Origin of the sequence: uncultured Cetobacterium sp. (assembly GCF_947072685.1) — a bacterium.
Classification (GTDB): domain Bacteria; phylum Fusobacteriota; class Fusobacteriia; order Fusobacteriales; family Fusobacteriaceae; genus Cetobacterium_A.
The window spans coordinates 1-13,981 of record NZ_CAMTIK010000035.1; the positions used below are offsets into that span (position 1 = coordinate 1).

Here is a 13,981-nt window from a genome sequence, read left to right on the forward strand (position 1 = left end):
TCTACAAAACCTTTTAAATCATAGAAATCCATCGCCTCTGGTTTTGGGTTCCAAAGAGTTTTAGATCGCTTTCCTGCAAGGGCTATTGAAGCTCTTAATGTTTCATTAGCTAATCCATCTTCTTTTGCAGTAAATACTCTTGATACTTCAAAAAATCTTAATCCATTCTGATTTCTATTTAAGTTATCTTTTATATTTCCTAACAAGCTGTATAAAAGAGTTGGTCTCATTACCGCCATATCATCACTAATAGGATTAGTTATTTCTAATGTAGGTTCTGTTACTCCTAGCATTTTTATTGCATCTTTAGAAATAAAACTATAATTTATTACTTCTTGTAATCCTAGTTTAGCCAATATATCTTTAGTTTCATCAACAACTATTGTCATTGAATCTTTCTTACCAGGTCTAATGCTTTCTTCTGGCATTTTATTTTCTATATTATCAAAACCATACATTCTTATAATCTCTTCATAAAGATCTGCTGTTCTTGTCAAATCTCCCCTATAAGAAGGTGGAGTTGCTATTATTGTTGTAGAGTTCAATGTTTTTATTTCAATTCCTAAATTTGTAAGAATTTTTCCAACTACATCTATTTCTATGTTTTTTCCCATAAATTTTCTTAATTTTTCTATATTTAAAGGAATTTCAATTTTTTCGTGTTTTTCAATATATCTATCTATACATCCCTCTAAAATTTCTCCACCTGTTAATTGAGAAATTAATTCAGCAGCTCTTTCTAAAACTTCAACTGTATTTTCTATATCCAGTCCTCTCTCAAATCTATAAGAAGAGTCACTTGATAAAACTAATTCTTTAGAAGTTCTTCTAATATTTTCTGGTGTGAAATAAGCACACTCTAAAAATATCTCCGTTGTTTCATCGGTCACTTTACTCGATTCTCCACCCATTATACCCGCAATTCCTAAAGGTTTTACAGCATCTGCTATAATAAGTTCTCCTCTGTTTAACTCTCTTTCTACTCCATCTAAAGTTACAATCTTTTCTCCTGATAAAGCTTTTCTTGCAACAATTTTTCTCTCTTCAATCTTTGATAAATCATAGGCGTGAAGTGGCTGATTACACTCAAATAAAATGTAATTTGTTGCATCTACAACATTGTTAATTGGTTTTAATCCCATTGATAACAATCTATTTTTTAACCACTCCGGTGACTCTTGAACTTTCATATTTTTTATAACTTTTCCTGAAAATCTTTTACATCTCTCTTTATCTTCAATTCTTACATCTATATGACCAGTATTTATACTTTCTATTATGTTTTTTGGACTAAAGTCCGGACACTTTATTTTTCTTCCATAGTAAGCGGCAATCTCTCTTGCTATACCTATATAAGATAAGCAATCTGGTCTATTAGGTGTAATTTCAAGTTCAAATATCACATCATTTAATTTTTTATACTCTCTGTATTCTATACCTAACGGGGCATCTTCAGGAAGAATTATTATTCCATCTCCATCCGTTCCAAGTCCTAACTCCACTTCTGAACAAAGCATTCCTTGAGATTCTATCCCTCTTATTTTACTTTTTTTTATTTTAAAATCTCCTGGTAAAGTTGCACCTATTGTAGCTACTACAACCTTATCTCCAAGCTTATGATTAGGAGCTCCACAAACTATTTGTAACTCTTCATCCTGCCCTATATTAACTTTTAAAAGTGTCAGCTTCTCAGCTTCAGGATGCTTTCCATACTCTGCTATTTGCCCTATAACAACTTTTGCCAAGTCTTTCCCTTGCTCATCTATCGCTTCTACTTCTTGACCTATCATTGTCAAAGTATTTTCTAACTCTTTTATGCCCTCTTTTATATCGACATATTGCTTCAACCAATCTAACGAAATTAACATTTATGCCTCCACCTTTTATTTAAATTGCTTTAGGAATCTTACATCGTTTTCAAAGAATGCTCTTAAATCATCTATTCCATATCTCAACATAGTTATTCTTTCTATTCCCATTCCGAATGCAAATCCTGAAACCTCTTCTGAATCATATCCAACCGCTTTTAAAACCTCGGGATCTACCATTCCACATCCCATTATTTCTAGCCAACCACTATGCTTACAAAGTCTACACCCTTCACCTTTACAAATTACACACTCTACATCCATTTCTGCACTTGGTTCTGTAAATGGGAAAAAGTGAGGTCTAAATCTAACTTTTGTTTCTCCAAAAACTCTTGTTACAAATTGCTCTAACATAGCTTTTAGATTTGCAAACGAAACATCTGGCCCAACCATTAATCCTTCCATTTGATGGAACATTGGGGTATGAGAAATATCGTAATCGTTTCTATAAACTTTCCCTGGACAAACCATTCTAAATGGAGGTTGATTTTTTTCCATATATCTAGCTTGTACTGGAGATGTGTGAGTTCTTAAAACTACATTTTCACTCATGTAAAATGTGTCTTGCAAATCTCTTGATGGATGTGTTTCTGGAATATTTAAAGAATCAAAATTGTAAGAAGTAAATTCAACTTCCGGTCCTTCTGATACATCAAATCCCATCTCCACGAATATATTTTTTAAGAAATTCATAGTTTCTGTAATAGGATGTAATCCACCTGTTGAAACCTCTCTTCCAGGTAAAGATATATCTACAGTTTCTAATAATAATTGCTCTTTTTTTACAATTTCTTTAATCTCTAAGTTTTTTTCTTCGATTAAAGTTGTTATAGAAGTTTTCACCTCATTAACTAACTGACCAAATACAGGTCTTTCTTCAGGAGATAAATCTCTCATCGATTTTGATATCTCTGTAAATTCACCCTTTTTACCCAGATATTTAACTCTAATTTCATCAATTTCTTGTAGTGTTGCTGCTTTTTGGATATTTAAACTAGCTTCATCCCTTAAAGCACTCAGTTTATCTTTCATCTGTTTCCTCCTAAAACAAGGCTTTATTTTTATTAAATTTTTTTAGTTTCAAACTTTATCTTTTTATTCTCTATTGTTATTATTCCATAATTCCCATCTTTTAAAGCTCCAGGATTAAAATATTCAATCCCATTTTTTTCTTTCAAATAAGGAATATGAGTATGACCAAAACAAACAATATCAGCACCGTACTTTTCTGCTATTCTTTCAAGCATACTCATATCTTTTTTCACATCATAAAGATGCCCATGAGTTATTAAAATTTTTTTTTCTTCTATATCTAGAATCTCATTATCATTAAATTTTTTATCAAAAACATCACAATTTCCTCTCACTATATGAAACTTTATCTCTGGGAAAGCAAAAGAACACTCCTCACCATCCCAACTATGATCTCCTGTCCATATAACTTCTTCAGGATTTTCTAATGCTATTATATCATAAAATTTAGACAATTTTCCATGAGAATCTGTTATCACAACTATTTTCATATCCCCTACCCTATAAATATCGAAACCTCAGATTTCTCCATAATGCTCAATCCCTTTTTACCAGTTATTTTTTCAAAGAAGTAACCTCGACTAAGATTTCCCATTATTAATAAATCTAAATTTTTAATTTCTTCTAAATATTTATCCTTCGCGGCTTCTCCATCAAAGCTTTTAAAAACAACATCTTTATCTCTTTCTTTTAAGTATTTTAAAAGCTTATTTTCTTCCATATTGTAAAGCAAAGTCAACATTGTGAAGTCTTTCTTTTGTGGAAAAAGGTTTATAAAGCTAAACACACTTCTATTAATTTTAACTCCATCATCACTTGAAATACCTATTTTTTCAAGTTTTGTTATTGGTTTTTCACCAATCATAATAACTGGTTTAAAATGATTTTTTAAAACAGTTACAGCTGACTCAGATAAAATTTCTCCTTTTTCAAACATCAACATATCCGATAATTTAAGATATTCCTTTATTATATCCCAAGGAAAACCAAACTCAACATTCAGAGGATTTATTATTCCTCTTATTCTTAATTTTTCTTGAAGATGTTTCAATTCCTCTTCTTCTAAAGCGTCTCTTTCTTCTGAGAAAGAGTTATTACTCAAGTTAACAATCATACCGTCCATAGTTGCTGGTATAATCTCATCCCTTCTCACATCTCTTATGTATAAAGGGGTTATTTCATATCCCAGCTTCTCTTTAAAAAATAAAGCACTTTCTATAAGTACATTTTTTTTTGATCCTTCACCAAATACAACTAAAACTTTTTTCATAATAACTCCTCCTATAAGATAAATTATTCTTGAGTTTCTTCTACCTCTGACTCTTCTTCTTTAAAACTTGCTATCGATACAACCTTTTCAGAATCTGATTCACTTACTCTCATAATTTTTACACCTTGAGTTGCTCTTCCAATTATAGATATTTGTTCTACCGGAGTTCTTATTACTGTTCCAGAAGATGTTATTACCATCAATTCTTCCTCATCCTTAACGGGTTTAACAGCAACTACTTCTCCATTTTTATCACTACATCTTATATTTATTACACCTTTACCACTTCTAGATTGTAAAGGATACTCATCCACTCTTGTTCTTTTTCCAAAACCATTTTCAGTTATAGTCAATATTGTTTCATTCACTTGATCATCTATTAATAGTGCTGAAATTACACTATCACTGAATTTTAATGAGATACCCTTAACTCCACTCGTATCTCTTCCTGTTGGTCTAACATCATCCTTAGCAAATCTTATAGATTGTCCTAATTTTGTTGCTAGGAATACCTGCTCTTTAGAATCTACCGGTAAAATTCCAACAAATATTATGTCATCCCCATCTTTAACTTTTATAGCTTTCAATCCTGCAGTGTTTATATTTTTATATTCACTCAGATTTGTTTTCTTAACCATTCCATCTCTTGTTACAAATAAAAGTTCTTTATCTTGACTGAATTCTCTTATTTTTATTATTTCTCTAACTTTTTCATCTTCCTTTAATTTAATCAAGTTTCCAATTAATCTTCCTCTTGCCTGCTTAGAAGATTCTGGAATTTGATAAACTTTCAGATGGAAAACTCTTCCTTTGTCAGTAAATATCATCATAGTATCTAAATTAGACATTACTTCCATTCTTTCAACAAAGTCATCCTCTATTGTGTTTTGAGTTGAAACACCTTTTCCACCTCTTTTTTGTGCTTTATACTTATCCAGCTCCATTCTCTTTATATAACCTCTGTTCGTAACTGTAACAAGCACACTTTCATCTTTAATTAGATCCTCTGGTCTAATCTCCATTCTTTCTTTCTCTATATTTGTTCTTCTTGGATCATTATATTTTTCTTTTATTGTTTTTAGCTCTTCTTTTATAATTTCATAAATTTTATTTTCATCTGCTAAAATTTCATTCAATTCAATTATCATATTTTTTAACTCTTCATGTTCTTTATCAATTTTATCTCTTTCAAGTCCAGTTAATCTCTGAAGTCTCATTTCTAATATAGCTTTAGCTTGCTCCTCACTAAATCCATATTTATCTATTAAAGCTACTCTTGCTTCATTTCCATCAGCAGACCCTCTAACTATTATAATTACTCTATCTATATTTTCTAAAGCTATTATAAATCCTTTTAATAGATGAGCTCTTTTTTCGGCTTTATTCAAGTTAAATCTAGTTCTTCTTGTCACAACCTCAAATCTATGTTTTAAATACTCATCTAAAATCTCTTTTAAATTTAATACTCTTGGAACATTATTAACAAGTGCTAGCATTATCATTCCAAATGTTGTTTGAAGTTCTGTATATTTGTATAGTGAGTTTAATACCAATTCTGGCTCTTCGCCTCTTTTTAACTCAATTACTACTCTAATTCCATCTCTATCTGATTCATCTCTTAAATCTGATATCCCAACTATTTTTTTCTCTTTTACTAAGTTAGCTATCTTTTCGATTAAGCTCGATTTATTTAATTGATATGGAATTTCATTTATTATTAAACTTTGTCTTCCATTTTTAGCTTCTTCTATTTCAATTTTTCCTCTAACTCTAACTCTACCTCTACCTGTTGTATATGCATCATATATTCCAGCTTCTCCATCAATTATTCCACCTGTTGGAAAATCTGGCCCTTTTATGTATTGCATTAACTCCACTGGAGTTATATCACTTTTATCAATTAATGCAAGTATCCCATCTACTACCTCACCTAAATTGTGAGGGGGTATATTTGTAGCCATTCCTACAGCTATTCCTGTCGCTCCATTTAACAAAAGATTTGGTAATTTTGCAGGTAAAACAATTGGTTCATCTAGTGAATCGTCAAAGTTTTTTCTAAAATCAATTGTATCTTTATCTATATCATCTAAAAGTTCATTACTTATTTTAGACATTCTAGCCTCAGTATATCTCATTGCCGCTGCAGAATCTCCATCTATTGATCCAAAGTTTCCATGCCCATCTACCAATTCATATCTAAACGCAAAACTTTGAGCCATTCTAACCATTGTATTATAAACAGCAGAATCCCCATGTGGATGGTATTTTCCTAAAACTTCTCCAACTATTCTTGCTGATTTTTTATATGCTTTATCACTTGTCATTCCCATCTCATTCATAGCAAATAGTATTCTTCTATGAACGGGTTTCAATCCATCTCTTACATCCGGTAATGCTCTACTAACTATAACGCTCATAGAGTAATCTAGATAGGATTGTTTTAGCTCTTCCTCTATATATCTATTCTTCACATTAGACATTGTTAATTCCTCCTAGAACTTTCTTTTTATTACTGTTCATATACATTTATATATCCAGATTTTTTACAAACTCTGCATGTTCCTCAATAAACTCTCTTCTTGGCTCTACTTTATCTCCCATCAGTTTATCAAATAGTATGTCTGCCTCTCTCGCATCATCTATTGTAACTCTTAGCAATGTTCTTGTATCTGGATCCATAGTTGTTTCCCAAAGTTGCCCTGGATTCATCTCTCCCAAACCTTTATATCTTTGAAGAGTATATCTCTTATCCTCACCCTCTAAGCCAGCTATAACCTCTTTTAACTGTCTATCCGTATAAGCATAAGATACTGTTCTTCCTTGAGTTATTTTAAATAATGGCGGTTGAGCTATAAAAACGTTTCCATTGTGAATTAAATCCACCATATATCTATAAAGGAACGTCAATATTAAAGTTCTTATATGTGCTCCATCCACGTCCGCGTCAGTCATTATTATTATTTTTCCATATCTTCTTTTTTCAATATTAAAGTTATCTCCAATACTAGTACCAAAAGCTGTAACCATCGCTCTAATCTCAGTATTTTCTAAAGCTTTATGCAATCCAGCTTTCTCTACATTCAGGATTTTACCTCTCAATGGTAATATCGCTTGGAACGATCTGTCTCTTCCCTGTTTTGCTGATCCACCTGCTGAATCTCCCTCAACTATATAAACTTCACATTCATCTGGATTTTTAGATGAACAATCGGCTAATTTTCCTGGTAAAGATCCCACATCCAGTGCTGATTTTCTTAGAACCAATTCTCTTGCTCTTTGTGCTGCTTCTCTTGCTCTTTTTGAGTTTAAGATTTTTTCTACAATAATTTTCAAATCATTTGGAGCATCCTCTAAATACATTTTTATTTGAGCTCCAGCTACAGTTGAAACTATTCCTGTAACTTCACTGTTCCCTAGCTTTGTTTTTGTTTGTCCTTCAAATTGCGGTTGAGGAACTTTAACTGAAACAATCGCAGTCAGTCCTTCTCTTATATCAGAGCCCTGTAGCTTTCCATCTTTATCTTTAAGGAGTCCTGTACTCTTTCCAAGATCATTTATAACTCTTGTCAGTGCAGTTCTAAAACCACTTACATGAGTTCCACCTTCATGAGTATTTATATTATTAACAAAAGAATATATTGTCTCTCTTTGATTTGTGTTATAACTCATTGCTATCTCTACAGAAACATTATCTACTTCTCCACTCATATAAACTGGCATTTTTATAATCTGTGCATTCCCTTTTTCTATCTCTTTTATATAGTCTAATATTCCACCTTCAAAAGCTAAATCTTCAACTTTTGCTGGATCTTTTCTTAAATCTGATAAAACTATATGAAGTCCTTTATTTAAGTATGCTAACTCTCTTAATCTTGTTTCCAATGTTGAAAAACTGTAGATTAATGTTTCAAATATTTCATGATCAGCTTTAAATCTTACCGTTGTTCCAGTTGTATCAGAAACTCCAATTTCAACAACATCTTTTTCTGGAACTCCTCTATTGTATTTTTGAAAATAAACTTTCCCAGCTCTTCTTACAGTCACTTCTGTCCATTCTGAAAGAGCATTAACAACTGAAACTCCAACTCCATGAAGGCCTCCTGAAACTTTATAGTTATTATTTTCAAATTTTCCTCCAGCATGAAGTACAGTTAATACAATCTCCAATGCTGATTTTCCATACTTTGGATGAATATCTACTGGAATCCCTCTTCCATTATCTTTTACTTCTATTATGTTATCTGGTAATATTGACACTTCAATTCTGTCAGCATATCCTGCTAACGCCTCATCTACAGAGTTATCTACAATCTCCCAAACCAAGTGATGCAATCCTCTTTCCGATGTTGTTCCTATATACATTCCAGGTCTTTTTCTTACAGCTTCTAATCCCTCTAAAACTGTAATGTTTTCCGCTTGATAATTATTCGTTGTCATTTTTATCCTCCAATACCTTATCTAGACTTTCTTTTAAAGAACAAGGCTTACAAAGATTTCCTTCTCCTAAAAACATAGTTCCGCAAAAATTACATTTTTTGTAACCTTCTTTTCTTAAAGCTTCTTCTCTCTCTTGAGATTTTCGCTTTAAAATTTCTATTTTTTTTTCCAAATCAAGATCTTTTAACTCTGAAATGAACTCTTTTTTTTCAAAATTTTCTTTATTTTCTAGAGAAACACTATATTCTTCTCCTTTATTAACTTTCGAAACTTTAAATCTCATATCTTTTACATATACTTTTTTTAAAATCTCTTCAATTTTCTTTAAATATTTATTTTTGTTCATAGACATATGATGAAGATAAACGCTGTCTTCCACCAAAATATAGAGAGTGTCCTCTTTTATCCACAGAGGTTCACTTTTTGTAGAAAGGTTACCAACAATCTCGAACCAATGTCCCCTTATAATTCCCTCTTTTAACTTTCTACTTTTCACAACAGCTTCTTCTACTGCCTCACTTACACTCATTATGCCCATCTTGAATCTCCCCTTTATCTATTCTAAAGTTCTTAGATTCTATATTTAAATCTGTTGTAGAGCTAATAAAAACTTGTAACTCTCTTTTTTTTAAATATTTTATAATATTATCTTTTCTTATCGAATCAAAATATGAAGATATATCATCTATTAAAAAAATAGGTGCTTCCCTCTTTTCTTTGATTACCATATCTATTTCTGAAAGTTTTAAAGAAAAGATAATTGACTTTTTCTCTCCTTGAGAAGAGTACGATTTCGCTTCTTTTTCATTTAAAATGAATTTAAAATCATCTCTTTGTGGTCCAACTAAAGAATATCCGTATCTTATCTCTTGATTTTTCAATTCTTTTATTTTTTCTCTTATTCTTTCTTCTAAAGATTTTAAATCTATCCCTTTAAAATCTCCTATAAAACTATCGTATTTTAAACTTAGTTCTTTTTTATCATCAAATAATTTTCTATAATTTAAATTTAAAATAATCGAAATGTTTTTTACATAGTCTATTCTTTTTAAAATAATTTTTGTTGCTAACTTAACAAACTCATCTTCAAAAATTGAAAATAAATCATCTTTATATTTTTTTTCTTTTAAATATTTATTTCTTATTTTTAAAACCTTTGCATAATCTTTAAGGTTTTTAAAATACTCATAATTAGTTTGAGCTATTTCTCCATCAAAGAAATTTCTTCTAAATCCTGGTGAACCCGTAATAAGTTCTATGTCTTCTGGAATAAAAGTCACAACATTAACTTTCCCATAAAATTGATCTAGTGGGACTTTTTTCCCATTGTAACTGTATTCTTTATTTTTTTTATCCATTTTAACACTTAAGGTTTTTTCAGAGATCAAATCTCTGTAAGAGATATAACTTCCCATTTTTTCTTTCCTATATTTTACTAACTCTATATTTTTTGAGGTTCTAAAACTTTTTCCTGTTGCACTAAAATATATTGCTTCTAATATACTAGTTTTCCCTTGCCCATTTTTCCCAAAAAAAAGATTGAATCTAGGAGAAAAATGAATATTCTTATCTTCAAGATTTCTAAAGTTAATATAATTCATTTCAAGAATTTCCAAATTCTATTCACCCCAAAATTATTATTAGCTTACTATGTACTTCATTCCTAAGAATTCAACCTTGTCCCCTGGATAAAGTTTTTTTCCACGTCTCTCTTCTACCTCACCATTCACCTTAATTTGACCATCTAAAATCAGTTCCTTTGCCTGTCCGCCAGTTCCAATTTCACCAGTAAACTTAAGAAATTGATCCAACTTAATGAACTCTGTTGAAATTTTTATTTCTGTCATTTTACTCCTCCTAAAAATATTTAGTCTATTATACATTTTACCACAAAACTAAGTTTATTTCTATAATATTTATATGCCTTCTAACAAGTAAATTCCTCATGTTTAAGGTCGTTTTAATATTTTTTTATTATTTTTTATATTTTTGTTATGTTTTTCACAATATAAACATTTAGTTTTATTTCTAATCTTTTTTTTATATTATAGATCTATTTTTTATATCTATATCTCCTATTTTTTCAGTAACACTCACTCAATAAAAAAGTGTACACTTTTATTTTTAGATGTTATTTTTAAATTTAAAGTTTTATTTATGTAATATATGTTTGTTTTTTTTTGAAAATATAAACTAATAAAAAAATATTATTATTAATGTTCATATACATTATTTTTTTACTAGGAAACTTGTCCTATGTATATTACATATTTTAGAATATAATTTAAAGGATAAATTATATTTGGATAGTAATACCAAATTAAAATATAATTATAGAGGGAGCTGGTATCGTGACTATACTGAGAAGTATAATCGGAATTTTTGCAATTTTATTTTTAGGTTATCTTCTATCATATGATAGAAAAAACATCAAATGGAGAACTATTTTCGCAGGTTTTGCCCTTCAATTCTCATTTGCATTTTTAGTTATGAAAACTTCAGGAGGAGCTTATATTTTACAAGCTGTCTCTAACGGATTTAATAAAGTTATAGCCCAAGCTAATGAGGGTATACAGTTTGTTTTCGGTGGACTTTATTCTCCAGGAACTAACATTGCTTTCGTTTTCGCTTTCAATGTTTTACCACTTATTATTTTCTTTGGAGCATTGATCTCTGTTTTATATCATTTAGGAATTATGCAACTTGTAATTAAATATATTGGTGGAGGTATTTCTAAGCTTTTAGGTACTAAAGAGGCCGAATCAGTATCTGCTGCTGCCAATATTTTTTTAGGACAAACAGAAGCTCCTCTTGTTATAAAGCCATATATTGCTAATTTAAGCCGATCTCAGCTTTTTGCTGTTTTAACTTGTGGAGTAGCATCTGTATCAGGTTCAACTCTTGCAGCTTATGCAGCTTTAGGAGTTCCTATGAAATACCTTATTGCCGGGTCTTTTATGGCTGCACCAAGTGGGCTTATTTTCGCAAAATTAATAATGCCTGAAACACAAGATGAAGGGGACGATGAGAAAATAGAATTCACTAAAAGTGATTCAGTTAATGTTATCGAAGCTGCTGCTAAAGGAACTATCGACGGTATGAATATAGCCCTTATAATCGGATCTATCTTAATATCATTCATAGCTTTAGTTTCATTGGTTAATATGATTTTGGGTGGTATCGGAGATTGGTTTGGAGTTCAATTAACTCTTCAATCTATTCTAGGTTATCTTTTTGCACCTATAACTTATATCATGGGAATACCTTGGGAAGAAGCTGTTTATACAGGAAGTTTATTGGGACAAAAAATGGTTTTAAACGAATTTGTTGCATATGTTGATTTTACTAAAAATATGGCTGGTCTGTCTGAGAAAACTATTGCTATAATGAGTTTTTCTCTTTTAGGATTTGCTAACATCGCATCATTAGGACTTCAAATAGGTGCCTTAGGCTCAATTGCTCCTAATAGAAGAAGTGAAATTGCCCAAGTCGGTATGAGAGCCGTTTTAGCTGGTTTCTTAGCTTCTCTATTGAACGGTGTTGTTGCAGGTGCTCTTTTATAACCTTAAGATATTTTAAAAATTTTAAAGAGACAATTTTTGTCTCTTTTTTTTATAACATATATTTTTTATATTATTCTCATCTACTATTGATTTTTAAGGGTTCATGTTATATAATCGTACAAACAATCTTACAAAACAATTTTAGGAGGAATAATGAAAAAAAAGATCAGAATACCTGATACATACGTCATCATCTTTTTTGTAGTAATTTTTGCAGCTCTTTTAACTTATTTAATCCCAGTTGGAAGCTTTACTATGGAAAAAGTCCAATACGCTACCGAAGCTGGAATGAAAACTAGAACTGTTCCTGTCCCAGGAAGCTTTAAATATGCTTTAAACGCTCTAGGCGAACCTTTGACTAAAGGAATTCCTATTTTTGCTGCCGGTGGCGATATGAGTGTTACTAACTATATTTTCGAAGGTTTAGTTAGCGGAGATAAATGGGGTACTGCTGTTGGTATCATCGCATTTATACTTATTACTGGAGGAGCATTTGGTATCATTTTAAAAACTAAAGCTGTAGAAGCTGGAATACTTAATATGATAAAAAAGACTAAAGGATCTGAAGCACTTTTAATTCCATTAGTTTTTCTTCTTTTCTCTTTAGGGGGAGCTGTATTTGGAATGGGTGAAGAAGCTATTCCATTTGCTATGATTCTTATTCCAATTGTAGTTGGAATGGGATATGACTCAATCACAGGTATTTTTATGTGTTATATATCTACTCAAATAGGATTTGGAACTTCGTGGATGAATCCATTTGGAGTCGCTATTGCTCAAGGTGTTGCTGGTATTCCAGTGCTTTCTGGTGCTATGTTTAGAATTTTTATGTGGGTTTTCTTCACAGCCTTCGGTATGATATATACAATGAGGTATGCAAAAAAAGTTAAAGCAAATCCTCAAACGTCAATCTCTTATGAAACTGATAAATTTTTTAGAGAAGATTTTAAAGCGGATGAAGCAGAGGACTTAGAATTTAAATTTGGTCACAAACTTGTTTTTTTAACAATCTTTCTAGGAATGTCTTGGATAGTTTGGGGAGTTGTTTTCCACGGGTATTATCTACCTGAAATAGCGGCTCAATTCACAATTATGGGAATAATATCTGGTATCATCGGAGTAGTCTTCAATCTTAACAACATGAATATCAATGACATCGCTACTTCTTTTAGAAAGGGAGCAGAAGACCTTATAGGAGCAGCATTAGTTGTTGGTATGGCAAAAGGTATAGTTTTAGTTCTAGGTGGTATTGATGCTGGAACCCCTACAGTTTTAAATACAATACTTAATTCTGTTGCTGGAATCCTAGGTAACCTACACGCTTCTATATCTGCTGTAGCCATGTATTTCTTCCAATCAGTATTCAACTTCTTTGTTGTTTCTGGATCTGGACAAGCTGCTCTTACAATGCCTATAATGGCTCCTCTATCAGACTTAGTTGGAGTTCCTAGACAAGTTGCTGTTCTAGCTTTCCAATTAGGAGATGGATTTACTAATATGATTGTTCCTACATCTGGTATACTTATGGCCATACTTGGAATAGCAAAGGTTGAATGGGGAGTTTGGGCTAAGCAACAAATAAAGTTCCAAGGAATTTTATTTGTATTAGGAAGTATCTTTGTTGTAGCTGGAGTTTTAATAAACTTTCAATAATATACGAAAAGGATCGATTTGTTAATCGATCCTTTTTTATATGATATAATGTATATTAATAAAAATAAAAAAAAGATGTATCTCTACATCTCTAAAAATCCTTAATGGCGGGAGTGACGAGGGTCGAACTCGCGACCTCATGCGTGACAGGCATGCGC

At 31.2% G+C, this 13,981-nt stretch carries 11 protein-coding genes; 2 read left to right on the forward strand and 9 right to left on the reverse strand.

From position 1 onward, the window contains the following. From pheT to yaaA, 9 genes are all read right to left on the reverse strand, one after another. On the reverse strand, positions 1–1,868 hold a 1,868-nt coding region (gene pheT, locus Q0V67_RS09775; protein ID WP_297599134.1), incomplete at its 3' end, for a phenylalanine--tRNA ligase subunit beta. A 15-nt stretch (positions 1,869–1,883) separates the two neighbouring features. Then, positions 1,884–2,900, reverse strand: coding sequence for a phenylalanine--tRNA ligase subunit alpha (pheS, locus tag Q0V67_RS09780; protein WP_297599136.1), 1,017 nt, complete (start codon positions 2,898–2,900; stop codon positions 1,884–1,886). 32 nt (positions 2,901–2,932) lie between these two features. After that, a complete protein-coding gene (locus Q0V67_RS09785) occupies positions 2,933–3,391 on the reverse strand; it encodes a metallophosphoesterase (RefSeq protein WP_297599138.1) in 459 nt (152 codons plus the stop codon). A 5-nt stretch (positions 3,392–3,396) separates the two neighbouring features. Then, positions 3,397–4,170 (reverse strand): hypothetical protein, encoded by a 774-nt coding sequence (locus tag Q0V67_RS09790; protein WP_297599140.1) that lies wholly within the window; start codon positions 4,168–4,170, stop codon positions 3,397–3,399. A 23-nt stretch (positions 4,171–4,193) separates the two neighbouring features. Then, positions 4,194–6,650: a DNA gyrase subunit A gene (gene gyrA / locus Q0V67_RS09795; protein WP_297599142.1), complete on the reverse strand. Its 2,457-nt coding sequence runs from the start codon at positions 6,648–6,650 to the stop codon at positions 4,194–4,196. Positions 6,651–6,696: 46 nt separating this feature from the next. Then, positions 6,697–8,607, reverse strand: coding sequence for a DNA topoisomerase (ATP-hydrolyzing) subunit B (gene gyrB, locus Q0V67_RS09800; protein WP_297599144.1), 1,911 nt, complete (start codon positions 8,605–8,607; stop codon positions 6,697–6,699). Continuing rightward, the gene (locus Q0V67_RS09805) at positions 8,594–9,145 is read right to left on the reverse strand and encodes a DUF721 domain-containing protein (RefSeq protein WP_297599145.1); all 552 of its coding nucleotides are present in this window, start codon (positions 9,143–9,145) and stop codon (positions 8,594–8,596) included. The genes gyrB and Q0V67_RS09805 overlap by 14 nt, the downstream gene beginning before the upstream one ends. Then, positions 9,123–10,223 (reverse strand): DNA replication/repair protein RecF, encoded by a 1,101-nt coding sequence (gene recF, locus Q0V67_RS09810; RefSeq protein WP_297599146.1) that lies wholly within the window; start codon positions 10,221–10,223, stop codon positions 9,123–9,125. Before recF ends, Q0V67_RS09805 begins: the two co-directional genes overlap by 23 nt. 24 nt (positions 10,224–10,247) lie before the next feature. Then, complete coding sequence (gene yaaA, locus Q0V67_RS09815) at positions 10,248–10,454, reverse strand: S4 domain-containing protein YaaA (protein ID WP_297599147.1); 207 nt, start codon at positions 10,452–10,454, stop codon at positions 10,248–10,250. A 504-nt stretch (positions 10,455–10,958) separates the two neighbouring features. Here yaaA and Q0V67_RS09820 point away from each other — a divergent pair. Together Q0V67_RS09820 and yfcC are read left to right on the forward strand one after the other, a co-directional pair. Continuing rightward, positions 10,959–12,170 carry a NupC/NupG family nucleoside CNT transporter gene (locus tag Q0V67_RS09820; protein WP_297599148.1) on the forward strand — a complete coding sequence of 404 codons (1,212 nt, stop codon included), beginning with the start codon at positions 10,959–10,961 and terminating at the stop codon, positions 12,168–12,170. Between the two features lie 153 nt (positions 12,171–12,323). After that, on the forward strand, positions 12,324–13,823 hold the full coding sequence (gene yfcC / locus Q0V67_RS09825) for a putative basic amino acid antiporter YfcC (RefSeq protein ID WP_297599149.1): 1,500 nt from the start codon (positions 12,324–12,326) through the stop codon (positions 13,821–13,823). Positions 13,824–13,981: the final 158 nt, after the last annotated feature.

Coding starts and splice junctions, on each gene's coding strand:
- yfcC (WP_297599149.1), top strand. CDS start 12,324: ATGAAAAAAAAGATCAGAATACCTGATACATACGTCATCATCTTTTTT.
- yaaA (WP_297599147.1), bottom strand. CDS start 10,454: ATGACAGAAATAAAAATTTCAACAGAGTTCATTAAGTTGGATCAATTT.
- pheS (WP_297599136.1), bottom strand. CDS start 2,900: ATGAAAGATAAACTGAGTGCTTTAAGGGATGAAGCTAGTTTAAATATC.
- Q0V67_RS09805 (WP_297599145.1), bottom strand. CDS start 9,145: ATGGGCATAATGAGTGTAAGTGAGGCAGTAGAAGAAGCTGTTGTGAAA.
- Q0V67_RS09785 (WP_297599138.1), bottom strand. CDS start 3,391: ATGAAAATAGTTGTGATAACAGATTCTCATGGAAAATTGTCTAAATTT.
- gyrA (WP_297599142.1), bottom strand. CDS start 6,650: ATGTCTAATGTGAAGAATAGATATATAGAGGAAGAGCTAAAACAATCC.
- gyrB (WP_297599144.1), bottom strand. CDS start 8,607: ATGACAACGAATAATTATCAAGCGGAAAACATTACAGTTTTAGAGGGA.
- Q0V67_RS09790 (WP_297599140.1), bottom strand. CDS start 4,170: ATGAAAAAAGTTTTAGTTGTATTTGGTGAAGGATCAAAAAAAAATGTA.